This is a genomic window from Zongyangia acetica, from assembly GCF_038739695.1.
In the GTDB taxonomy this organism is placed as follows: Bacteria; Bacillota; Clostridia; order Oscillospirales; family Ruminococcaceae; genus Zongyangia; species Zongyangia gallinarum.
Genome location: NZ_JBBEWN010000006.1, coordinates 60966 through 85302 on the forward strand (window position 1 = coordinate 60966; position 24337 = coordinate 85302).

Genomic DNA, 24337 nt, shown 5'->3' on the forward strand with positions numbered 1-24337 from the left:
TTTTTAGCTAGATTCTTCCTCGCATAAATACCATCCAACCAGTGAATTCTATAGTAGAGCGCTTTTTATATCATCATATTAGATCACTCTCCGCCCACTGAAACACGGAGGTGTTTGGAGGTGCAATATGGAAAAGAAATTGAATTGGTTTCGACCTGCATTCACAGCGATTGTATTGACCTTGGCGGGCATCTTTGTCATCTATCTTGTCTATGATATGCTATTTCTGCCTAAGTTACAGATTTCACAGCGCCAGGTTCTCCACAATTACGCATATAATACCCCTTACTATATCGGCAACATCGCTACAAAAGAAGGATTTCTTTCCCCCACCATTGAAAAAGTCAGCTTTTATGGTGGGACCAACCTATTAAGCTCCCAAGATATTTCGCTTTACCTCTATAAAGGGCAGGAAACTACCCCCTTTCTGACAAGTTCCACTGATGATTTTGGTGGAAATTTGGTCAGCGCAGAGGGAGAGAAGCTTCCTTCTACCCCCTTTCAGCTGATCTATCTTGTTCGCATATCTCCTGAAAATGAAGGCCGCCTGAAAACCATCAACATGCGGATCACCTTCTCTTACTTTGGCATTATTAAAAGAGACCAACACTATACCATCTCTTTTTTCCTCTGACTTTTATTTTTAGGGCAGCCACCATAGCTGTTTTTATTATTTTTAGAACATGAATTTCTTTTCGCGGGTAAAATTGACAGGAAATTTTATCCTGTGCTATGCTATAACAACAAAGCAAAACTTCAAATGAGGCATTGTTATAAAGTCCGATGCTGTCTGAGAATGGAAAGGATCCTGTATGATTACCAATTTTTTTACGTTGGCCTATCTTAACTATGATAGTCCCGACATTATGCGGGATGAAATCATGTGGCATTCCAACGATTCCTCTTGTTCCCACTACCACGATTTTTTCGAAATCACCCTCATCATTCGAGGGAATATGTCTTACGAAACACCCAATTTCAATACCATTCTAGATGAGGGAACCCTGATTATTATCCGTCCTGGAGAAATTCATTATAAGAAATCACTGGACGAGGATATTCTTGCTCATCATTGGGGCTTCTCCTCCTCTATGATGCACTCTATTTTCCAATATCTTTGCAGTCAAGACAAATTGGAATGGCTGCTCCAACAGGGAGAAAACCCTCCTCTCATCCATTTAGATATAGCAACCCTGCGGTATTTTGACCAAAAACTTGGGAATATATCTTCTATGTTCAGTCGCAGCGAGCCCTACGCTATCTTTGAACTTAAGATGGTATTGATGGAAATTATGGCCCGGTTTCTGCCCGCCTTTTCGGTTCGGCAGAAGAGCCCCGTCCCTCCTTGGCTGGAAAAACTGGTTATCAGCATGAATGAAAAGGAAAACTTCGTAGAGGGCATGGACGCTATGCTCGAAATTTCGCAAAAGAGCTCAGCCTATCTCAGTCGTATGTTTAAAAAGCACTATCATACAACACCGACAAAATTCATCACTTCCCTGCGGCTCAATTACGCTGCCCAAATGCTGCTTAACTCAGACTGGAATATTCTGAAAATTTCCATCGAATCCGGCTTCGAAAGCCTGAGTAATTTTTACCACTGTTTTTCAGAGGTGTTCCATATGTCCCCTAAAAAATATCGCAGCACTCATGGTATGATCTGTTGTTCATCATGGCCTTCCAGCTTGAAGGACAAGGAGTAAAAAATATCATCTTTCTGTTTTGAAAAGCAGACCTGTTTTATAGGTCTGCTTTTTTATTTGCGTAAAAAATAGTAAATGTCAAAAATCAACAAAAAAAGGGCAACAGAATGGAAGATTTCGATTTTATGGTCAGTTATACTAAAAAAAACAAAGAAAAGAGAAAACTAACATGAAAAATGACGATTTCTTTCTTTTAATTGGCAGTTATTGCAGTAAAAATGATCCCGGACTATTCTTGCTCTCTCTCCATGACGAGACTCTTTCCGCCCAGATCATTGACACTTTTCAAGGGGTAGAAAATCCCTCCTACCTGATCGGTAACGATCAGAAAGTTTATGCCATCCTCGAAACTGAATGCTTTGATGGAAAGCCTGGTGGGGGTGTCGCTTCCTTTTATATTGAAAAAAACACTATTCAGCTAAAGACCGCGATGTCTACAGGAAGCCCTGGCCCCTGCCATCTTTCTATCGACGACCGGCACAGGTTCCTTTTTGCATCAAACTACCTTGGCGGCAGCCTTTCTATGTTTTCTCTGACAGAAGATGAGAAATTACTTCTCTGCGACCAGAAACAGCATTGTGGACATGGTTCCCATCCTCTGCGGCAGGAAGCTCCGCATGTCCATTGCTGTGTTGTCTCACCGGATCAAACCTTTGTCATGACCGCCGATTTGGGGCTGGATCGGATCTTCTGCTATAAAATTGATGCCCCAAACCGCAAATTAATCCATGACCCATTACGGGATATAGATTTCCCATCTGGCTGTGGAATCCGGCATCTTTTATTTTCCATCCTGGATTCCAAGATCATCTATGCTGTGTCGGAATTAAGTTCCCAGGTTTTTGCCCTAAGGGAAACAGGCGGAAAATATCAAATTTTTCAAACGCTCTCTACTCTGCCCCCAGGCGTACAAAACAGCACCTGTGCTGCCATTCGTCTTTCCCCAGATGGCCGCTTCCTGTATATCTCCAACAGGGGGCACGACAGTATCGCTGTCTTTCGGATTTTGCCTTCCGGCATATTACAGCCGGTCGAAATCGTTCCCAGTCATGGAAAAACACCCCGGGATCTCCATGTTTCCCATAGTTTTGTGGCTGTCGCCAACCAAGATTCTAACAAAGTTAGCTTTTTCCTCCGGGACAAGCATACCGGAGCCTTGACTTTTCAGAAACAGGAAGTCCAAATCCATTCGCCTTCCTGCATCATAGAGCTCACAAAAAGGAGGAATCAAACATGATAAGAATCTCTGAACAGCTTCCCAACACCCCTGACATCGTCTGGAAATATTCTCGTCAATTGGGCGTCAAATACGCCGGTACCCCTTTTCCAGAACTCAACCATAAAGAAGGTTGGGCCTGTCTGTTACGGCAGATGTCGACATTCCGTCATCGCTTCGAAAGCCAGGGATATACCCTAGAAGTCTTTGAGTCTGGGCCTCCAGACGAACTCATCAAGCTCGGGCTCCCTGGACGGGATCAACAGATCGAGGAATATATTACTGATATCCGCCTTGCAGGGGCAATTGGTGTTCCCGTTATCTGTAATAACTTTATGCCTGTCCTGGGATGGACCCGGACCAATCTTACAATTCCAGCCCGAGGCGGTTCCATGGTGACAGGATATGACCATGAAGATATGAGCCATGGGGATTTGACAGAATACGGAGAGGTCACCCAAGAAATGCTCTGGGATAATTTGGCCTATTTCTTAGACGCCGTTCGTCCCGAGTTGGAAAAGAATAACGTAAAGCTAGCCTTTCATCCTGATGATCCTCCTGTGGACTCCATTCTGGGTATCAGCCGTATCCTGACAGGGCAGAAAAATATTCTTCGTCTTCTAGAGCTGGGAAATAGCCCCAACATCGGGATTACCCTCTGTATGGGTACATACGGTGCTATGGATGAGCCTCTTCCAGAAAATATCGAAGTCCTCACCAAAACCGGAAAGGTATTCTTTGCCCATTTTCGTGACATTGTCGGAAATAAATATAAGTTCCGGGAGGCATGGCATGACGAGGGACAAAATGATATGGTCCAATGCTTAAGCCTCTTTGAAGAAAACGGTTTTAACGGGTGCATGCGGGTTGATCATGTGGCCACTATGGAGGGGGAGGATCCCACATTAGCCGGCTACAGCGCTATGGGGCGGCTCTACGCCACCGGGTATCTGCGGGGAATCCTAGATGCCCTGGGATGTGCCCATGAATAAATCAGAAATAAAGGAAGGGCAATATTATGACTTTTTATAATCGAGAGGATGTCATCGCCCTCTCTCCTCACTGGAAAGGCGAACGATTTGACGATGGGCGTCCCCGGGTAAGTGACCAAATCCTGGATCGTTTGCGGGATGCTACCATCGAAGAAGTATGGGCGCCAATGTGGGATCTTGGCTTTAAATACCAATTCGAAGGCAGTCTCAATCGGACCAATCAGAATCGGAAAATGATCGGACGGGCTCTGACCACTGTTATGCTTCCCTCCCGCCCTGATGTCCATATGCAGCTTCTGCGCCATGGACAGAACGAGGAAGGTAGGAGAGGTTTCTTCAACCAATGGGTTGTGGATGAGCTCCAGGAGGGTGATATCCTCGTTGTGGACATGTGCGACAAGGTCTATCAAGGCACATTTGTCGGGGGCAATCTCTCCACCGCCATCAAATCACGGACCAAGAACGGCGGAGCTATCGTTTGGGGAGGCATCCGCGATCTATCCCAAATCATTTCTATTGAAGATTTTCAGCTCTATTACCGCGGCATCGATCCCACTCCCATCGGCGATGTAATGCTGGGTGGGATCAACGTGCCCTGCCGTATTGGAAATGCTATCTGCATGCCGGGAGATGTCGTCATCGGCACAGAAAGCGGCGTCATCTTTATCCCCGCTCACCTGGCAGAGGACGTGGCTGTCCGTTGCGAAAAAACTAAGGTAAAAGATATGTTTGGGTTTGAGAGGCTACAAAGCGGCACCTATAGATCCGCGGATATTGATAGAAATATCTGGAGCAAGGCCGTGTTTGACGATTTTCTCCATTGGTTTTCCACCTCTCCCCTAGCCCAGGATTATCAATATCTGGACTGGACTGCTGAAAAAGAGGAAGTAGAATCGGGGAAAGACGGAGAATTTACCGGCATTGTCACTGTAAAAACCACTGTAGTTTAAAGGGAGGGACAGCATGAAACTGGCACTTAACCTCACCAGAGAGAAACTCAACCGGGAAAATTACCGTTTTGCACGGCAAGCCAGTGCCTCCGGCATTATCGCCCACTTAACTTCCTACAACGGCGCTTGGTCCGGAGCGACGAGCCAAGGCGTTCCCATTACTCGGGGTGGTGATCCTATTTGGAACCTAGACTCACTGCTGTCTATCAAAAAGGAAATGGCCCAGGAGGGATTGGAATGGTATGGCGTTGAAAATTTTGATCCCGGCGATTGGTACGACATCTTACTCGATGGGCCAAAAAAGAACCGTCAGCTCGACCGCATTAAATACATCATCCAGAACATGGGAAAAGCCGGCATTCGGTATATGGGATATAACTTCAGCCTCACTGGCGTATATGGCAGAAAGTTTGAGCCCCTGGCCCGTGGCAAGGCCATGACGCCTCATTTTCTCGCCTCCGATCCAGACAACGATATCCCTATTCCAAAGGGTGAAGTGTGGAATATGGTATATGATCCCGATGCTCCTCAGGGGGTGCAGGAATCCATCTCCAATGAAGAGCTATGGGAAAGATGCCGATTTTTTCTGGAACAAATCCTACCTGTAGCCGGTGAATCCGGTGTCATATTAGCGGCACATCCCGACGATCCCCCTGTGCCCCGGCTCCGTCAAAACGCTAGATTGATCCATACCCACGATATGTTCCAAAAACTCATTGACCTTGTCCCCCATCCCTCCAACGCGCTGGAGCTGTGTATCGGCACTATGGCTGAAATGGATGCCAATGTCTATGATGCTGTCACCTCTTTTGCACAACAGGGCAAAATCGGATATGCTCATCTGCGCAATGTGGTGGGTCAGGTACCAGATTACTACGAAGTCTTTGTAGATGAAGGAGATCTGGACATTTTCCAGGTACTAACCGCACTCAAAAAGGGCGGCTACGACGGAGTTCTGGTTCCTGATCACGCCCCAGCCATGGATTGTAGTGCTCCCTGGCACTGCGCAATGGCCTATCAAATGGGGTACATCAAGGCTGCCATGCAGGCGGCCGGAGTCTATGAACCATAAGAAAAGGAGGTAATAAAATGGATGCCCCACAAGGAAAATTTTCCGGCAAAATTGCGGTAGTCACCGGCTCCAGCTTCGGTATTGGCCGCGCAATCGCTTTAGAGCTGGCGGCCGAGGGCGCTACCGTTGTCGTTACAGGCCGCAACGAAGCCCGAGTCGGAGAAACCGTTCAAATGATTGAAGACGCTGGAGGCAAAGCTATTGGCCGCTGCTTTGACATCAAAGAAAAAAGTGAAATCGACGCCTTTTTTCAGTTTGTCAAAGAGCTGGGCGGTGTGGACATCTTTGTCAGCAATGCCGGCGTCACCAAAGTCTGCCGTTTTCTAGAAAATACGGAGGAAGACTTGGAAAATATACTTCGCACCAACTTTATGGGGGCTGTTTACTGTGTCCAGGCAGCGGGCCGTTTGATGCGTGATCAAAAGAGGGGAGGCAATATCCTCCTGGTCACCTCTGTCAACGCTTATCATCCCCTTCCTACCCAGAGTTTTTATTCCAGTCTCAAGGCGGGATTAGAGGCGCTTTGCAAGGCCCTGGCTTATGAGTTTTATCCCTATGGCATCCGGTTTAATTGTGTCGCTCCCGGCGCTACTTTGACGGGCATGTCCAAGGATATGACGGAAGAGGACTTTTCCAACCTCAACCAAACAGTGCCTTTGGGACGTATCGGTTATCCGGAGGATATGGCCAAAGCAGTGTCTTTCATGGTATCTGAGGACGCTTCTTATATTACCGGTGCTTCTCTGATTGTCGATGGTGGCCTTTGCCTTCGCAAAGATGTCTGATGTGAGGTGAAGATATGAACTCCGGGCTCGAAATTTATGAATATCACGATGAAGGCTTCCAGGTTCTCATGTCCTATGGCAGTTGGAGGATCGCTGCTCTCAACTTCACTCCCGACGCCACCGTTGACCACAGCGATCATATGGAGCGTCATCTGCAAACCGATGAGGTATTCCTCCTGCTCAAAGGCAATGCCTATCTTATTCTTGGCGGATGCGGCGACGAAATTGGTGGCCTAGAGATCATTCGAATGGAACCATATAAGCTTTACAATGTCAAACAGTATCACTGGCACCATACCATCATGGATGAGGGATGCGCAATCCTTCTCGTGGAGGAAAAAAACACCTTTCCTCAGAATACTCCCTACTGCCCTCTCTCGCCTGCTATGATCCAGCAGATCAAGCAAACCGCCGTATTTTAATAATTCTGTCCCATAGTCGGTCCCAGAATGACTGACCAATTTATAAAAAATGGAGGTATGAATCATGAAACTCTCGAAAAGAATCCTGAGCGTAATTCTGGCACTGGTCCTTTTGTTCACACTGGCCGCCTGCTCATCTGGTGGAGGGGAAAGCGCTTCCAATGGAAGCGGCACATCCGGTGACAGCTCTGCCGGCGGGGATGACAGCCTTAAGATTGGCTGCTTGGTCTTCCAAGAAGATATGTTCATGTCCCTGTTTGACGCAGGCGCCCAGGCAGCCGCTGCAGACTATGGCGTAGAAATTAATTCCGCCAACTCCAGCAACGATGCTACCAGAGAATCCGAAATCATCCGTACCTGGACAGAACAAGGGCTTGATGGCGCTGTGGTAATGTCTCCGGATATGTCTACCAGCCTTCAGACCTTCTCCACCGCCATTGATTCCGGTATGACCATCGTCACTGCCGACGATCAATACGAAAAGAACGGCTCCATCGACAAAGGTGTGCTTGCTTCTGTCACTACCATGCCTGAGGGTCTAGGACGTGCCTCTGGTGAAGCTGCCGTTAAATATATTCAGGAAAACATGCAGGGTCAGGATGTAAAGATTGGCATTATCCAGTTTAAATCCCAGGCTGCTATTGCCAGCGAAGGACGTTCCAACGGTTTCCTTGCTGCACTGGATGACGCGGGAATCGAGTACGAAGTTGTTGCTGATCAGGATGCTTGGCTTCAGGATACTGCTGTCACCACAGCAACTGATATGCTGACTGCTAACCCTGACATCAATATCCTGTATGCCGCCAATGACGGCGGAACTGTAGGAACCACCATGGCAGTCCGCAACCTGGGACTAGGGGATAAGGTCGCTGTCTTTGGTACCGATGCTTCCGAGCAGATTTGTGACATGGTCCTTGATGAAAGCTATCGCCTCATTGCCACTACAGGCCAGGACGCCTATCAAAACGGTTATACTTGTGCGGAAATTCTCATCAAAAGCCTGTTGGGAGAGGATGTCAGCGAATATGAAGGAAAACTGACCGCCCTTGAGGGTCTTCCCCTCAGCCGCGATGACCTTGCCAAGGTAGAAGAATACAAAGCGAAATTAGAAGAATTAACCTAAGATAGGCATCCGCTGTAATCAACTGAGGACCGATTCGTCCTCCCATCATGCAACTGCCGGTTATGCCGCCCCTTTTCTGGGGCGGCTTCCATCGGCGGAAAGGGGGAAATTATGGGAAATGTCCTAGAAGCTCGCCATATTGTAAAACAATATCCAGGAACCGTAGCACTGGATGATGTCAGCGTTTCCTTTGATTCTGGCAGGATCCACGCTCTCATCGGGAAAAACGGTTCCGGCAAATCCACCCTACTGAAAATTTTTTCTGGCGCTGAGAAGAAGACCTCTGGAACCGTCAGCCTTGGAGGAAAACAACTCGACATCAAAACTCCCTCTGAGGCCTTTCAAATGGGAATCGCCACCGTCTATCAAGAAATGAGCCTGATCCCCGAATTATCCGTGGCGGAAAATATCTGTATTGGTAACCTTCCCTCCAAAGGTATTATCGTTGACTGGAAGGCCACCCGGGCAAGGGCAGCATCTTTGCTCAAAGAGTTGGAAATTGAAATCGATCCTGATGCCTTGGTTTCCGATCTTAGCGTTGGCGAACGACAAATGGTAGAAATCGCTAAAGCCATCAACTTTGATCCATTAGTTCTCCAATTGGACGAGCCCACCTCAGCGGTAACCCAGGCAGAAGTTCAAACTATTTTTAAGCTTGTCAAACGTCTAAAAGACCGAGGGCTTATTATCATTTACGTGTCTCACCGGCTTCACGAGCTGTGGGAAATTGCTGATACCTGTACTGTACTCCGTGATGGCAAGCTGATCGGCGTCCGGGATATGCAGCAATTGAGTCGTCCGGAATTAGTCCATATGATGTTTGGTGATGTGGAGATCAACTCCCGTCCCGCTGATCTCACAGTGGAAGAAGAAGTGGTTCTAGAGGTAAAGCATCTTTCCTGCAAACACAAATTCAGTGATGTCAGCTTTCAGCTGAAAAAGGGAGAGATTTTAGGAATTGCAGGCATGCTGGGCTCTGGTCGAACCGAACTTCTGCAAGCAATTTTTGGCGCCGCTCCTTTTGACAGCGGTGAAATCTATGTAAGTTCGAAAAAGGTTGAACATCCTACTCCCAATGCAATGAAAAAGCTAGGGGTCACATATACACCTGAAGACCGGCAGGAACAGGGCTTAATTGATATCCACAGTATAGAATCCAACCTGACCCTTGCCAGCTACAGTATGTTGGGCAAACACATAACATTAGAAAACAAAGCTCTTTCCCGCTTGTCTAACAAGCTGATCCACGATCTGCAGATCAAACTCGCCAGCAGTAGTGATCCTGTCTCCTCCCTCTCGGGAGGAAACCAGCAAAAAATTGTGGTTGGCAACTGGATCGGCACCAATCCAAAAATCATGATGTTTGACGAACCTTCTCGCGGTATAGATGTGAGCGCCAAACAACAGATTTTCCAGATTATGTGGGATCAATCTCGAAAAGGCATCAGCAGCATCATGGTTTCTACCGAACTCGAAGAGCTGCTGGAAGTCTGTCACCGGATTCTCATCATCAAAGGCGGCCGGATCATTGGAGAAGTCAAAAATCCAGAAACGGTGACTGTTGAACAACTTTACACAATGAGTATGGGGGGAACTGCAGATGAATAACCTCAAAATTGATAAGCAAAATGTTACTTCCTTTATTTTAAATCACATATTCGAATTTTTGGTCATTGTGATGATTATTACCCTTTCATTTACCGCCAGCGGTTTCCTTTCCACTACCAATATCCTGGGCATTTTTAGGAATATGGCTTTGGCAGGTGTTATCGCCTACGGTATGATGATGGCCATTATTTGTGGCGAAATCGACCTTTCCGTCCCGTCCACCGTAGCGCTAACAGGTATTGTCATCGGCCTGTTCTGTGAATACCTCCCTGCCTACGGTATTCCGGAATGGCTCTGTGTGGTTCTCGGTATCCTGACCATGCTGATTTTTGCGGCTCTGATTGGCACCTTCATCAACTTCCTGGTCTATCGCTTTAAAATGCCCGCTTTTGTCGCTTCCATGGCCGTCATGTATATCATCTATGGCTTTGCGGCCGTAATTTCCAACGGATTCCCCGTCACCACCTTTCCCTCTTGGTATAACGCCATCGGTGCAGGACTGATCTTAGGCATCCCTGTTCCCGCCATTATTACTTTAGTCATGTTTGGCGTCACCCTCTTTTTGCTCAAATACACTAAATTTGGCCGTAGCATCTATGCCATCGGCGGAAATAGCGAAGCCGCACGGCTCAATGGTACTAATATCGTCCGTACAAAAAGATTTGTTTTTATCTATGTTCAAATCTGTGCCGTTCTCAGCGGCATCATGGCCTCTTCCCAGGTCATGTCCGGTAACTTTAACTTTGGCAAAGGCTGGGAGTTTACCGCTATTTCCTGCGTCGTCATCGGCGGCACTGCTTTTACCGGTGGAAAAGGTCGTGTTTGGGGCACCTTCGTAGGCCTATTCTTCTATGGAATCATTACCAACGCCATGACCCTGCTCAATATTAACCAGTACATGCAGTATATTGTCAGAGGCGCATTAATCCTCATCGCTGTTATCATCAATTCCTATAATCCCAAGCACAAGTAGCTTTTTCTGATCTTCCTCTGAGGGCAGGGCGGGTTTCTCTCACCTTTCACCCGCCCTTTTCTCCTCTCTGGGCTACTCTCAGTTTTTTAAAAATGAGGTGTTAACTTGAAATATACTGAACGCTTATCATCCGTACCCGTCATTCCTGTTGTCGTTTTGGAAAACGCAGCAGACGCGGTCCAGACAGCCAAAGCTCTGCTTGCCGGCGGCATTGATGTCATGGAAATCACTCTGCGCACAGCGGCCGCTCTGGATGCAATCCGCTTTGTCTCCAAAGAAGTGCCCGAAATGCTGGTGGGTGCCGGCACCGTGCTTTCTCAAAAGCAAGCACAGGAGGCTGTAGAAGCTGGAGCACAGTTTATTGTTTCCCCAGGATTTGACCGTTCCCTTGTTCAGTGGTGTGTGGAACAGGATATCACCGTGACACCTGGATGCGTTACCCCCACAGAAATCACCTCTGCCCTATCCCTAGGGGTGGATGTTATCAAATTTTTCCCCGCTGGCGTCTATGGCGGACTCAGCGCTATGAAAAGCCTGGCCGGTCCTTTTCCCGGTGTTAAATTTATCCCCACCGGCGGGGTCAACCTTCAAAACATTGCCGAATTACTTCAGTCCCCCTTCATTCTGACTGTAGGGGGCTCCTGGCTCTGCCCGAAACAGGAGATTGCAGCAGGTAATTTTGACTCCATTACGCAGCTGACAAAACAGGCCGTCTCCACCGCTATGGGCTTTGAAATTGCCCACATTGGCATTAATGCCTCCCAGGAAAAAGAGGCGCTGGAAATCGCCCAGACCTTTGCAGATGCCTTTGGTTTTCCTGTAAAAAACGGCAACAGTTCGATATTTTCTGGATCTAAAATAGAGATAATGAAATCCGCCTCGTTAGGACATTATGGCCACATTGCCGTATCCACCAATGATATTTCCAAGGCTCTTTCCTACCTGGAAAAGAAGGGATTTGGCGCCGACCTGTCAACAGCTAAATATAAGGGAAATCGTATGAATGCTGTCTATCTGTCCAAGGAAATCGGCGGATTCGCTATACACCTTCTGCAAAGATAAGGAGGAATCATCCATGAAAGTGCTCACCATCGGAGAAATTATGCTCCGCTTGAAATCCCCAGGTATGGAACGCCTTTTTCAATCCCCCTATTTAGAGGCCACCTTTGGCGGTGGAGAATCCAATGTAGCGGTGTCCCTGTCAAACTACGGTATACAGGCACAGTTTTTAACCGCTCTACCGGAAAATGCTGTTGGAGAGGAATGCATCAAAGAACTGCGCAAATTAGGGGTAGATGTAAGCAAAATTGTGCGCAGCAAAGGCCGTATGGGCGTCTATTACCTGGAAAGCGGCGCCAACCAGCGGGCAAGCAAGGTAATTTATGATAGGGAGGGTTCGGCCTTTTCCCTCATGACTCCTGAAGATGTAGATTGGGATCAGGTTTTTGACGATGTGGGTTGGCTGCACATCACCGGTATCACCCCCGCTATCTCTGAAAACACCATGCGTCTGTCCTTAGAAAGCTGTAAAGAGGCTAAAAAGCGGGGAATTACCGTCTCCTGCGATCTCAACTTCCGCAAAAAACTCTGGAATTACGGTAAAACTGCCCCTGAAGTGATGACAGAATTGATCGAGTATGTAGATATTGCTGTCGGCAACGAAGAAGACTGTCAAAAATCCCTGGGCATTACCGCTGATGTGCAGGTAGAAAGCGGTCAGCTGGATCTGTCCCAGTATAAGGCACTGACCCAGGCAGTATTGGATACCTATCCCAAAATGAAGATGATCGCCATTACCCTGCGGGAATCCAAAAGCGCGGACAGCAACGGTTGGAGTGCCTGTCTCAACGATCGCAATCATTTTTATACCAGCCGTCATTATCTCATCCAGGATATCGTCGACCGCGTTGGTGGCGGGGATAGCTTCGCCGGCGGACTCATTTATGGGCTCAATCACTATGAAGCGCACGACAAAGCCCTGGAATTCGCCGTTGCTGCCAGCTGTCTCAAACATTCCATTCCCGGCGACTTCAACCGGGTCAGTGTGGACGAGGTAGAAAAGCTGATGTCCGGAGATGGTTCCGGCCGTGTGCAGCGCTGATATGGAAAAATTCACACCGATTGCTCTGGTTTTATCTCATGAAGAAGGACCGCTTTGGGAAAAGCGGTCCTTCTTCATGAGACTTCTTTACTTTTTTCGTGCAGAAACTATGAGCATCATGGGTCTTCGCATCTCATCCTTCATTCCCGGTACCGTATCCAGCATAGAAGCCGGCGGCTTTGGTTCCACTATCCGGATCAGTTCAAAGCCATGGTTACATAGGCCTTCTAGGTAGGTCGTCAAGGTCCTATGATACTTGATGACTTTTTCGCCGAGAAAGACCGCTTCCCTCTTTCCCTCCTCATAATAGTGATCCACAGGAAAGTGGAGAATATTCCCCGCATCATCATAAATCCAGTCCTGGTTGCCATATGCTGTAAACACCGGATGCTCCACCGAAAATACAAAGGAGCCTCCCGGACAAAGATAAGCATTCACCTTGCGAACAATTTCTTCATAATCAGCTACATAATGAAGCGCAAGGGAACTGAGCACAATGTCAAAGCTGTCGTTGGGAAATTTCATGTCTTCCATGGTCAAACAATGGTAGACAACCTGGGAAAAATGTGTCTTTTTTCTGGCAATGTCCAGCATCCGTTGAGAAATGTCAATTCCAACTACAGAGTCTGCTCCCTGCTCCATGGCATAAATACAATGCCATCCATATCCGCATCCCAGATCCAATACCTTCTTTCCACGAAAATCCGGCAACAACTCTTTGAGCGTCTCCCATTCCCCTGCTCCCTGAAGTCCCTGTTTGGAGCGGCTCATTTGGCTGTATTTTTCAAAAAATATAGGATCGTCATATTTATTTTCTTTCATTTGTCATTCTCCAATCTTTCATGTAAAATACTTTTATATGGAATATGTTTGTGATGAGGAAGAATTTTTCCGTCTACGTTTCCCCATATATTGACTTGGACCTATACGACATGATATTCTATATTTACACAAAATAATATGTTTTTCGACTTTTGTTATTCTATGAAGGCTACAGACATAAACATCCGTTTCCTTTTATTTTATAACACATTCCAATAAATTTTGTCAATCTGCACAACCTGCACTATTAGTTCGTGGTTTTCTGAAGGAACGTGGTATATTCTTCCTTCTGAGGAGGATTGTACTATGTCCCTGAAATCCATTTTTTCTCACGAGGTATATCGAGCCCGCTCTGAACTGGGTTTAACCCAGCAGGAAGTTGCTGACGCCATTTCTATTTCAGTACGGTGGTATCAATATATTGAAAAGGGTGCATCCATTCCTGGATCTATTGTCATGCTTCGGCTGATCTTGTTCCTCAATCTAGATGTCAACACATTTTGGGATGAATCTGAAATTTGTGTTCCTATACGCTATCGATACAGATATGCTCCTGTAAAAGAGTCCCTGTCTTCTCCTGAACTTGGTTCCTATCATTCGGTGGGACTATCTGCCTATCGTTATTCCGATCACGGGACTTGGGATCATGTCTCTCATATTTCTGATATTTCCACACGGAATACCTTTGTGGCGGATCTTGCTCGGCGTTGTACCTTGGCGCAGCTGGATCCGATCCATTTGCTGGATGTGGTGATGGACTCTATTTAACTTTCTCACTGACGAAGTATTGTCTAAAAGAAACTTAAAAGCGGGGATTGAACAATCCCCGCTTTTTTATTACTTTTTTATTTTTCTGCCGAACGGAAAAGATTTATCATCCAGTTCCAAAAACCATCTACATCGACCTCAACGGCACAGTCCACATTGGGCTTTTTATCCGGGCAGACATTGCGAAAGTCTGCTACTGTCATTCCACGCGTGATCTCCCCTTCTGTCTCCACATCTACATAATAGGCTTTTGTCTGGATGACATCTGGGTAGACGATGGTACAAAATGCTAAGGCGTCGTGGATATTGGCCACATCAAATCCAAATTCCTTATTACGCCGCAAGCTGAAATCCATAATCCGTACCGCCAGTTTGGCATAAGGATTGGATAGTTTCTTTAACTCTTCTATGACCCACAGTGGCAATTCTGTTTTCAGGGTAACATCCAGCCCCACCATGGTCATTGGTATTCCCGCATTGACAACAATACGCAATGCATCAGGATCCACATATGCGTTAAATTCCGATGCCTGGGTCATGTTCCCGCCAATAAGGCAACCGCCCATAATAACCACACGTTTAATTTTGTCCTTAAGATCCGGATATTTCTTCAGCGCCAACGCCAGGTTAGTCTGAGGGCCCACACCAAGATAGACCAGTTCTCCCGGGGCGTCACATGCCGTTTCATAAATGGCATCCTCAATCGTCCTTTTGTCAAACTCCCGATCAGCCGGGGGGATTACCACATCTCCTAAACCGGATTTCCCATGGGATATGGCGCAGTGTAATGGCCTCCGCAGCGGTTTATCAGCGCCCTTGATCACCGGAATATCCTGGCCCATAGCACAGACGATATCAAGCGTATTTTTCGCAGTCAGCTCCAATGGGACGTTTCCAGCTACGGCAGAGATGGATCGGATATCCACCTTGTTCTGGCTCAACAGCGCGCATAAAAGGGCAATTGCATCGTCAATTCCGGTATCAAAATCCAGATGAACTGGTATTCTGTTCATGACTCCATTCCTTTCTTTTTCTCAACTACGGGCCGGTTGGGCTATATCATCCTGTTTTCCAGTAGATTTCACCACTTTTTTCTTTTTGTTGGTTTTATCAAAAATGAAAGCCAAGATAAATCCGACCAGCGCTAAGCCAATCATAATACCAAAGATGTACTTGTATCCAGCTTCAACCGCATCGACATTGGCATCCAAAATTTTCCCGTAAATTGTAAGGATGAATGCATCCGGCACATAAGCCATGACTCCCAGCATACCAATGGCCGTGCCCATATATTTTTCCGGGATATCCAGCAGAGGCAAGGAGGCCCAATAAATGCCGCGGAATGCCTGAATAAACAGAGACGCTAACAACACGACTGTAATCACTAAGTAGAGCAGAGACTGCTGTGCAGGAATCAAAATAAGTACCAGCAAGAGTGCTGCACAGATGAGGAAGTTATACTTCATGGTGCTGACGGCTGATCCCAGCTTATCCACCACAAAGCCTCCGCCAATATTTCCTATGTACTGGATACCATAGGTGCGCACCGAGCCGATAAATGCTGCAATGCCTGCTGCAACCGCAAAGTTGGATGTCAGATAAGGTACCATACGGGCCGCGGAAACCGTCAGGGCATAGGCACAGAACATCATGAAGCCCAGCAGCCAGAATCCCGGCTGTTTCAAAACCGCCTTGATTCCCATCCATAGGGAATCGCCGGAATCCCTTTTCTGCTTTCCATGCACCACGTTTTCGTCTTTGGGAAGGAATATCCAGGACAGGATTCCAATTACTACATAAAGGATGCTATAGAAAATCAGCAGCGCGTTAATATCATCTCCGGCAGCGGTAAAAATCGCGATACCCACTGACGAGAAGATAAACGCCAACAGGCTAAATCCCGCTTCCTTCAGTCCAAAAATACGTCCTTGCTCCTCATCTGCACCTAGCTGTTTTACCGCTTTGGTCATAGCCGGGAAATAGGTCAACACCGTAGTAACCGCCCACAAAACATGGATGATCATCAGTTCTGTATAGGACGGAGATGCCGCAAACCAGAAGCCCAGTACTCCCGTAAGGACTAAGGAAATCGGTATCAGCGCTTTATAGGATATACGGTCAGCCACAATACCGCCAAAGAGATATCCTAACAGGTTGAGCAGGCCATAAACTGACATGAGATTGCCCATTTGCTCATTGGATATTCCAAAGTCAGCCAGCATAACATCATAGAACGAGTACTGCAAATAGGGCAGGATGTATATGATGCCACCGCCCAGGCAGATCACAAATAACAACAGCCATCGCTTTTTATTTTTAGCCATAAAAAAATCCCTCCATACAAATTTACCCATACCTAGCGCCACAAGGCGACAAGGCATTTCTGCATAAAAATGTATTGAGAGATGTGGGATTTTTATTGTCATTTACACTATAAGACAGTTTTTCCCTTTTGTCAACAGTTTTTTATGGATTTGATCCAGTCTCACCTAAACTGCTCATATCTGTGATGTCTCGGCTGATCCCCACCAGACCTATAATTTTGCCCTCTTTGTTATAATATGGCGCCTTGAAGACTTGGAAACGGCGGGCTACTCCATCCGGATAGCGCATCCATTCTATATTGCGTTGAGGCTTGCCTGTTTTAAGCACAAAGCTATCCTTCTGATAGTAAAACGCCGCCTCTTCTTTTGGGAATAGCATCCAGTCCGTTTTCCCGATAATTTGGCTTTTTTCCAATCCCATAATGTTGCAAAACGCTTGGTTGCACCCCTGAAGGATTCTATCCCTGTCTTTATAAAAGATAAGATCAGGCGAAGCGTCGATGATCGTTTCCAGCAGGTTATAAGAATCTTCTTTATACTCCTTGCTTTTGCATCGGAATTCCTCGTAGGAGTAAAGATACTGCTGGCGATATTTTGCCGGAGTCAGTGCGGTCAATTTTTTGAACATTCGTATAAAATGAGAGGCATCACTAAAGGCCAAGCTGTCAGCAATTTCATTGACAGACAGATTGGTGGATATCAAAAGGATACAAGCCCGATTGACCCGCAGACGATTGTAGTAGACAAATGGCGTCAGCCCGGTGATTTGTTTAAATATGCGGATGAGGTGATGCTCTCCTAAACAAAGGCGGTCCGCTACATCCTCCAAATGAAGATGCTCATAAAGGTGAGAGGAAATATATTCAATAGCTTCTTTGACATAGGTGAGATTGCGTTGATTGACCTCATCACTTTTGGGCCCAGCAACAGGCATTCGCTGGACAGACTGAAAAAAAGCAGTCAAAATATGGTTCTCGGCCCCAAAATGTTGATCCGGGGCAGTACGGCGCATTTCCCGCATACTGTCCAAAAGCTTTCCTTGCACAAAGCTGATGGGAAAAGGTCTGCCAAATGAAAAAGCATCACGAAAAATACGATAGGATTCACTGCCCTTGGCAAAGGAAAATACCGTTTTAAATCCATCGATATGTTCCCCGTACATCATAAGTGTGAACTGGGTTCCTCCAGCGAGAAATAACCCCTGGTTCTCTTCGACAATGACATCCTCCTGAGAAAAACTAAAATTAACTTTTCCTTCAAAAATGACATACAGGGTTATCTGCTGTTGTGCCGTGGTATACATACGGTATTGGGTTTCATGGAGCAGTTGATAACTCAGCGGTTCAATACTTTGAATTTTCATCTTCTTCCCTCCCATGGTCCCAACATAGCATGGGATAAAGAAAATGTCAATATTATTCTATTTTAGGTCGATTTCTTCAATAGGCGCTATTTTTCGGCCATGTTAAAATAAAACCAACAAAATGTAAGGGAGAAAGTGGGAAATTATTGTCGTATTGCTCTGTAATTTGTGGCAAACTAATTCAAAAAGGGGGGATGCAACCTTTGTTTTGACTTATTTCAAGAAAGAATCATCAATTGTGGAAGAAAAAAACCGCTGATACGAGGAGAAGAATCCATGAACAAGACTCTAAAAGTTGCCGTTATCGGACTTGGGTTTGGTGCAGAATTTGTTCCTATTTATCAGGACTACAGCTTAACCCAGTGCTATGCTGTCTGTCGCCGTGACCGCCAAAAGTTGGAGGCCTTTGCCGATGAGTTTCAAATTGAAAAAAGATATACCGATTATGACCAGCTTCTCCAGGACCCAGAAATTGACGCTGTACATATCAACACTGCCATTGCAGACCACGCCTCCATGTCCATCAAGGCATTAAAAGCGGGCAAACATGTGGCCTGTACCGTTCCCATGGGTCTAACAGTGGATGAATGCGCGCAAATTGTCCAATTGGAGCGGGAAACTGGTAAGGTTTACATGATGATGGAGACATCAGTTTATACCCGGGAATATCTGTTTGCCAAAGAAATGGTCCAAAACGGGAAGATTGGACGAATCCAATTCGTCCGCGGCTCCCATCAGCAAAATATGGGCCTACCTGGATGGCCGGACTATTGGTACGGATTCCCGCCTATGTATTATGGCACCCACGCTATTGCCCCCGTCGCCGATCTTATTGGCAAACCCATCCGCTCAGTGCGCTGCTATGGCTCTGGAAGAATCAGGGAGGATTATATTCCAAAGTATGGTTCCCCCTATGCGGTGGAAACCTCACAGTTATTGTTTGATACCAGTGATGTTGCCGCTGAAGTGACCCGTTCCCTATTTGATACCATCCGTCAATACCGCGAAAGTTTCGATCTCTATGGTTCCAATATGTCTTTTGAGTGGGAACAATTAGCCGATGAAAACCCTGTAGTTTATAGCGGTATTGAAGATGCCCAGCGGGTCATAGTGCCAGATACAGATCATCTCCTGCCCCCGGAAATCGCAAAATACGCGCTGCGCAACCAGATCATTGATAAGGACCACGTCTCCTTTGTGCAGGGCGCGGGCCATGGTGGTTCCCATCCTCATTTGGTGAAGGAATTTGTTTCCGCAATCCTAGAAGGGCGTCACGCAAAGGTAGATGCAGCTACAGCCGCCAACTGGACCTTGGCCGGAATTTTATCCCATCAGTCCGCCATGGAGGGCGGGAAAGAGATCGTCTTGCCACAATTCTAAATAAGGAGGCTACGCTATGCCATTACAACAAGATTTTTTTGATACAAGTTGGAGCATGGAGCATAAAGATTGGGCGCCTGTTAAGCTTGGCTTTATCGGCGCTGGGGAAATGGCCGAATTTGCCGTGTTACCCGCTTTATACATTACAGAATTTGATTTAAAAGCGATCTGCGATCTGGACGAAAAACGCGCAAAGCTCATGGCCGACAAATTCTGTGGTGGGAACTATTATACTGACTATCAGGAAATGTTTGAAAAAGAGGATCTAGAGGCTGTCAGCATCCAGTTACAACCCGGTGAGGCTCGCCAACGCATTGCCATCCAAGCCATGGAACGGGGGCTGGACGTATTCATGCCCAAGCCTCCCACCCGGACCTATGCAGAAGCACAGCAGTTAGCAGAAGTTGCCCAGCGGACAGGTCGAAGGCTCATGGTCAATTTTGAATCTCGGTTTAGTTATGCTGTGCGGATGGCCAAAAAGATCATGTCCCGCCCGGAGTTCGGAAAGTTAACCCAGGGTTCTTTTTCATTCTGTACCGGGACATACAAAGACCGCATTTCTTATCGCCATGGTAGTCCTTATAAGGACACGGTTCATGCCTATCTGTTAGATTTCACTCCCCATCATCTTGATTTGGCCCGTTATCTGTGCGGTGAGGTAAAACAGATGGCACTCTTCCACAATGAGTGGGAGGGGGAAAGCACCAACGCCGTAGCGCTCCAATTCGCATCAGGTGCTGTTGGAACTCTGCAACTTAACAGCAACCGAATCTGGTGGCGCAACTACGATCATATTGAACTGACCGGACAGGGAGAATATGCGGTACTGGAAAGCCTCTGGAACATTAAACATTATACCTTAGGACAAAATACATTTACAGAAAATTACCGTGATGAACGCAGTGTAGAACTTACCGGAGACGGCTTTGCCATGCGGGAATTTGTCGCATCCATCCGAGAAAACCGGCAACCTATCGCCAATATCGCCGACTGCGCCAAGACCATGGAGCTATATCAGGCGATTTATGATGCGGTTTGTGAGGGACGGGATGGAATAATTCTACAAAAATAATTTTATTCATAGTCTATTTCAGGTGAACGGAGTATTCCGTTCACCTGAACGTGCTTATCAAAGGATGGGAGGAGAGGCTTATGCTTCAGGATATCATCGCCTATTTGGGAGAACATTGGGGAGAATTTGGAGATGCGGTGATCCGTCACATACTTTTGAGCGTCACTTCTCTGGCCGCAGCTTGTCTTATTGCTATCCCTTTGGGAATTCTCTGTGCAAAAAAGAAGCGGCTTTGTGGGCCACTTATCTCCATTTTAACTATATTACGTGTCATTCCCAGCATCGGCCTGCTGATTTTAATTCTGCCCTTGGTTGAAACCGGATTTACATCCACCTGTTTTGCCCTAACGGTGTTGGCATTGCCCATGATTAGCATCCACACCTATGGTGGTTACAGTGAAATTTCTCCATCCATCTTGGAAGCGGCAGAGGGGATGGGCTTGTCAAAAGGCCAGGTATTCCGCAAAATCGAGACGCCGCTCGCCCTTCCTCAAATCTTCACCGGTATCCGCAGTGCTTCGGTGGACATTATTTCCAGTGCTACTGTGGCTGCTCTCATGGGCTCAGGTGGACTTGGGCAATATGTATTTGTTGGAATGCAGATCAATAGTTACACCCAGCTTTTGATTGGCGGCATTAGTGTTGCCGCGATTGCACTGGTCAATGAAGTGATCCTATGGTTTCTCCAAAAAGAATCCATTGGGAATCGTTTACATGGATAAAAGGAGGGATTTCCCCTATGAAGCATAGAAGAAAATGGGTGACAATCCTGCTTGCCGCTATGATGGTAATGACCTGTTTTCCCTCATGTTCCGGCAATCAGAATGTAATACAGGTCGGCTCCAAAGATTTCACCGAGTCGTTTTTAATGGCCGAACTTTACAGCCTTGCTTTGGAAGATCACGGTTTCACAGTGGACCGCCGCTTTAATCTAGGCGGCAGTCCGGTGGCGCAAGCCGCTCTAGAAAAAGGGGATATTGATGTATATCCTGAATATACTGGGACGGCACTGCTTCAAATTCTGAACCTTCCCATCGACACCGATCCCCAAAAGGTTTATGAAACGGTAAAAGAAGAATATAAAACACGCTTTGGTCTTACCTGGCTTAACTACACCCAAGCCAGCAATTCTCAGGGGCTAGCGATGACCAAGGAGGCCTCTGAAAAGTACGGCATAAAAACCATTTCCGACCTACAGAAAAACGCCTCTGAGATCCGCTTTGCTTCTACCACCGCCTTTGCAGAAATTGCAGATGGCCTTCCTCTGCTGGAGGAACATTATGGCGAATTTAATTTTAAAGAGACCCGAGTATTTGATGTTTCCTTAAAATATCAGGTTCTTCTCAACGGGGAAATGGATCTAACTGTGGCGTTTCTGACAGATGGGCAGCTGGCCGATGACCGCTTTGTCGTCCTGGAAGACGACAAGCATGTGTGGCCTCCCTATAATATCGCCCCCATTGTGCGGGATGAAGCATTAGAACAGTATCCAGAAATTGAGGAGATTCTCAATAATGTATCCCAAGCTCTGGACAACGAAACCATGCGTTCCCTCAATTCCCAGGTGGATATCGAACAAAAAGACTATGAAGCGGTAGCAAGGGAATTTTACGAAAGCCATATCAAAGAATAACGTGCAAGGGGGCGAAAGCAATGCAGCCATTTATTGAGTTTCAGCATGTGCGAAAGCAATATGAAAAAGCCGCAAATCCGATCATCGAGGATCTCAGCTTTACCGTGAAAAAACATGATTTTGTTACCGTTCTGGGAAGCTCCGGATCCGGAAAGACCACCATTCTGAAAATGATCAACCGGTTAATTGAACCAACAGATGGGAAGATTTTGCTGGATGGGCAGGATATCATGAAAGCGGAAGTAAATGCACTGCGGCGCAGAATCGGATATGTAATTCAACAGATCGGATTGTTTCCCCACCTGACAGCTAAGGAGAATATCGCCCTGCTTCCCCGTTGCCTGAAGCAGAATAAAGATCAAACAGACAAAAGGGTTGATGAGCTCCTCTCCCTAGTCCAGTTGGAGCCCAAAATATTCAGAGATCGGTATCCCCGCCAGCTTTCCGGCGGACAACAGCAGCGAGTTGGTATTGCAAGAGCACTCATCAACCGTCCGGATCTTCTCCTCTTTGATGAACCCTTTGGCGCCCTGGATGTCAACACCCGCAGCCAGCTTCAGAAAGAAATTCTTGAGATTCACCGTCAACTGGGGACCACTGTCCTTTTTGTCACCCACGATCTTCAGGAAGCTTTTTCCCTGGGGGATAAAGTTATGATCGTGGAAAAGGGAAAAATTCAACGGTATGATTCCCCCCAAAAAATCCTTCTCGATCCATCCACCAATACCGTTGGTACCTTTGCATTTGGGAGTACAGTACAGCGAATGATGATGCTCAAGCCCCTGGACATTGCAGATTCCTTTGTCTCCGGAGACAAAGGCCCTTCCCTTGCTGTCGAAGGAATTACCATGGATCACATTATCTCCATTTTTATCCAGCAAGAGGATGTTTCAACCATCATCCTGACACAAGACGGACTTCCCACATACACCATCCGACGGTCCAAAATATTGGGAGGGGAGAAACCATGATCTCCTTTATTAGCATCTATTATCAGCGGGTGCTCAACATGCTGTTGGAGCATTTTCTTCTGGTGTTTCTCAGTGTATTGATTTCCTTTCTGTTGGCCATTGGAATCAGCGCTTTGATCCGAAAACGCAAAAAAATAACAGCGGCTGTATTGATCCTTTTCATTGCAATCTATTGCATTCCTAGCCTGGCACTTTTTTCTTTTCTCATTCCACTGCTTGGTCTTGGCAAGGTAACGGCTGTGACTGCATTAATTCTTTACAACCAGGCATACCTGATCCGCAGTATCCTGTCCGGTTTTGATTCCATTTCTCCCTCTGTCCGTGAAATTTCCCACAGTATGGGGCTTGGGAGATTCTATTCCCTTTGGTATGTAGAGATTCCTTTGGCTCTCCCTCTGATTCTCAACGGGCTGAAGGTTGCCACAGTATCTACATCAGGTATCGCTGTGATCGCCTCACTTGTGGATGCCGGTGGGCTTGGTGTACTGCTGTTCGAAGGAATGCGCACTCACAACTTTGTCAAAATCGTCTGGGGCATTCTTCTCATTGCATCTTTTTCCTTGTTTCTCAACTGGATCTTAGGTCGTTGGGAACAGCGTGCAAGTGAAAATGCAAAAGGCTATGCAAAAAAAAATGACACCAAACGCCGGTAAGTTATCTCGTAAAAAGCATGTCTATTATGAAGGCCTGCGAAATATTATAAACATCTCTAATTCGATATGTAATAGGATACGTAATAGAAATCTTTTCTCTATTTTCCACTCTTTTTTCACAAAAAAGAAAGACCGAGAAACGGCTTATCTTCGCCATTTCTCGGTCTTTTTTGGTGGAGACGATCGGGATCGAACCGACTACCTCTTGAATGCCATTCAAGCGCTCTCCCAGGTGAGCTACGCCCCCAAGCGACATATGATATTATACATGAATATCTGATAAAAAGCAAGAGGCAAATTGGATTTTTTTGATTTTTTTATAAAAGACGAGTCGCTTTTATGGTTAATCAGTGTTTAAAGATAAAAACTGGCTATTTCATCCTACATTTCCACTCCTTTTATCAAA

General features: G+C 46.5%; 24 protein-coding genes and 1 tRNA gene. 20 read left to right on the plus strand and 5 right to left on the minus strand.

Translation table 11 applies throughout. The features are described from left to right. Window positions 1-127 precede the first annotated feature (127 nt). The 13 genes from WGC32_RS06905 to WGC32_RS06965 all read left to right on the plus strand — a co-directional run bounded on the left by WGC32_RS06905 (window position 128) and on the right by WGC32_RS06965 (window position 12945). A complete protein-coding gene (locus WGC32_RS06905; protein WP_342681159.1) occupies window positions 128-634 on the plus strand; it encodes a hypothetical protein in 507 nt (168 codons plus the stop codon). Window positions 635-812: 178 nt separating this feature from the next. Next, the gene (locus tag WGC32_RS06910; protein WP_342681160.1) at window positions 813-1703 is read left to right on the plus strand and encodes a helix-turn-helix transcriptional regulator; all 891 of its coding nucleotides are present in this window, start codon (window positions 813-815) and stop codon (window positions 1701-1703) included. Between the two features lie 169 nt (window positions 1704-1872). Then, a complete protein-coding gene (locus WGC32_RS06915) occupies window positions 1873-2940 on the plus strand; it encodes a lactonase family protein (RefSeq protein ID WP_342681161.1) in 1068 nt (355 codons plus the stop codon). Continuing rightward, a complete protein-coding gene (locus WGC32_RS06920; RefSeq protein ID WP_342681162.1) occupies window positions 2937-3911 on the plus strand; it encodes a mannonate dehydratase in 975 nt (324 codons plus the stop codon). Before WGC32_RS06915 ends, WGC32_RS06920 begins: the two co-directional genes overlap by 4 nt. Before the next feature lie 26 nt (window positions 3912-3937). Then, window positions 3938-4861, plus strand: a complete 924-nt coding sequence (locus WGC32_RS06925) for an RraA family protein (protein WP_342681163.1) — start codon at window positions 3938-3940, stop codon at window positions 4859-4861. A gap of 13 nt (window positions 4862-4874) precedes the next feature. Beyond that, window positions 4875-5933, plus strand: a complete 1059-nt coding sequence (locus WGC32_RS06930) for a mannonate dehydratase (protein WP_342681164.1) — start codon at window positions 4875-4877, stop codon at window positions 5931-5933. 17 nt (window positions 5934-5950) lie between these two features. Next, window positions 5951-6718, plus strand: coding sequence for an SDR family NAD(P)-dependent oxidoreductase (locus tag WGC32_RS06935; RefSeq protein WP_342681165.1), 768 nt, complete (start codon window positions 5951-5953; stop codon window positions 6716-6718). 14 nt (window positions 6719-6732) lie between these two features. Next, complete coding sequence (locus WGC32_RS06940) at window positions 6733-7140, plus strand: hypothetical protein (RefSeq protein ID WP_342681166.1); 408 nt, start codon at window positions 6733-6735, stop codon at window positions 7138-7140. A gap of 64 nt (window positions 7141-7204) precedes the next feature. Continuing rightward, entirely contained in the window at window positions 7205-8263 is a 1059-nt protein-coding gene (locus WGC32_RS06945) for a substrate-binding domain-containing protein (RefSeq protein WP_342681167.1), read from the plus strand. Window positions 8264-8374: 111 nt separating this feature from the next. Beyond that, a complete protein-coding gene (locus WGC32_RS06950; RefSeq protein WP_342681168.1) occupies window positions 8375-9871 on the plus strand; it encodes a sugar ABC transporter ATP-binding protein in 1497 nt (498 codons plus the stop codon). Further along, window positions 9864-10844 (plus strand): ABC transporter permease, encoded by a 981-nt coding sequence (locus tag WGC32_RS06955; protein WP_342681169.1) that lies wholly within the window; start codon window positions 9864-9866, stop codon window positions 10842-10844. The genes WGC32_RS06950 and WGC32_RS06955 overlap by 8 nt, the downstream gene beginning before the upstream one ends. Window positions 10845-10949: 105 nt before the next feature. Next, a complete protein-coding gene (locus tag WGC32_RS06960) occupies window positions 10950-11906 on the plus strand; it encodes a bifunctional 4-hydroxy-2-oxoglutarate aldolase/2-dehydro-3-deoxy-phosphogluconate aldolase (protein ID WP_342681170.1) in 957 nt (318 codons plus the stop codon). Between the two features lie 13 nt (window positions 11907-11919). Next, window positions 11920-12945 carry a sugar kinase gene (locus tag WGC32_RS06965; RefSeq protein WP_342681171.1) on the plus strand — a complete coding sequence of 342 codons (1026 nt, stop codon included), beginning with the start codon at window positions 11920-11922 and terminating at the stop codon, window positions 12943-12945. Window positions 12946-13032: 87 nt separating this feature from the next. Here the strand turns inward: WGC32_RS06965 and WGC32_RS06970 are convergent, their stop codons facing one another. Next, entirely contained in the window at window positions 13033-13767 is a 735-nt protein-coding gene (locus tag WGC32_RS06970) for a methyltransferase domain-containing protein (RefSeq protein ID WP_191482789.1), read from the minus strand. 306 nt (window positions 13768-14073) lie between these two features. On the opposite strand from WGC32_RS06970, the gene WGC32_RS06975 reads away from it, so the two are divergent. Beyond that, a complete protein-coding gene (locus tag WGC32_RS06975) occupies window positions 14074-14535 on the plus strand; it encodes a helix-turn-helix transcriptional regulator (RefSeq protein ID WP_342681172.1) in 462 nt (153 codons plus the stop codon). Window positions 14536-14612: 77 nt separating this feature from the next. Here the strand turns inward: WGC32_RS06975 and WGC32_RS06980 are convergent, their stop codons facing one another. The 3 genes from WGC32_RS06980 to WGC32_RS06990 all read right to left on the minus strand — a co-directional run bounded on the left by WGC32_RS06980 (window position 14613) and on the right by WGC32_RS06990 (window position 18222). Continuing rightward, window positions 14613-15548 carry a nucleoside hydrolase gene (locus WGC32_RS06980; RefSeq protein WP_342681173.1) on the minus strand — a complete coding sequence of 312 codons (936 nt, stop codon included), beginning with the start codon at window positions 15546-15548 and terminating at the stop codon, window positions 14613-14615. Window positions 15549-15569: 21 nt separating this feature from the next. Next, window positions 15570-16859, minus strand: coding sequence for an MFS transporter (locus WGC32_RS06985; RefSeq protein ID WP_342681174.1), 1290 nt, complete (start codon window positions 16857-16859; stop codon window positions 15570-15572). 142 nt (window positions 16860-17001) lie between these two features. Next, complete coding sequence (locus WGC32_RS06990) at window positions 17002-18222, minus strand: AraC family transcriptional regulator (RefSeq protein ID WP_342681175.1); 1221 nt, start codon at window positions 18220-18222, stop codon at window positions 17002-17004. 276 nt (window positions 18223-18498) lie between these two features. Between WGC32_RS06990 and WGC32_RS06995 the strand changes: the two genes are divergently transcribed. The 6 genes from WGC32_RS06995 (at window position 18499) to WGC32_RS07020 (ending at window position 23931) form a co-directional block, all read left to right on the plus strand. Beyond that, window positions 18499-19602: a Gfo/Idh/MocA family oxidoreductase gene (locus tag WGC32_RS06995; protein ID WP_191482795.1), complete on the plus strand. Its 1104-nt coding sequence runs from the start codon at window positions 18499-18501 to the stop codon at window positions 19600-19602. Window positions 19603-19618: 16 nt separating this feature from the next. Further along, entirely contained in the window at window positions 19619-20674 is a 1056-nt protein-coding gene (locus WGC32_RS07000; RefSeq protein WP_342681176.1) for a Gfo/Idh/MocA family protein, read from the plus strand. 80 nt (window positions 20675-20754) lie between these two features. Further along, window positions 20755-21396 carry an ABC transporter permease gene (locus WGC32_RS07005; protein ID WP_342681177.1) on the plus strand — a complete coding sequence of 214 codons (642 nt, stop codon included), beginning with the start codon at window positions 20755-20757 and terminating at the stop codon, window positions 21394-21396. 17 nt (window positions 21397-21413) lie between these two features. Next, a complete protein-coding gene (locus tag WGC32_RS07010; RefSeq protein WP_342681178.1) occupies window positions 21414-22307 on the plus strand; it encodes a glycine betaine ABC transporter substrate-binding protein in 894 nt (297 codons plus the stop codon). Window positions 22308-22327: 20 nt separating this feature from the next. Next, window positions 22328-23278, plus strand: a complete 951-nt coding sequence (locus tag WGC32_RS07015) for an ABC transporter ATP-binding protein (RefSeq protein WP_342681179.1) — start codon at window positions 22328-22330, stop codon at window positions 23276-23278. Continuing rightward, window positions 23275-23931, plus strand: coding sequence for an ABC transporter permease (locus WGC32_RS07020; RefSeq protein ID WP_342681180.1), 657 nt, complete (start codon window positions 23275-23277; stop codon window positions 23929-23931). The genes WGC32_RS07015 and WGC32_RS07020 overlap by 4 nt, the downstream gene beginning before the upstream one ends. A gap of 171 nt (window positions 23932-24102) precedes the next feature. On the opposite strand, the gene WGC32_RS07025 is transcribed toward WGC32_RS07020, so the two are convergent. Next, a tRNA-Ala gene (locus WGC32_RS07025) sits at window positions 24103-24178 on the minus strand. Window positions 24179-24337 lie beyond the last annotated feature (159 nt).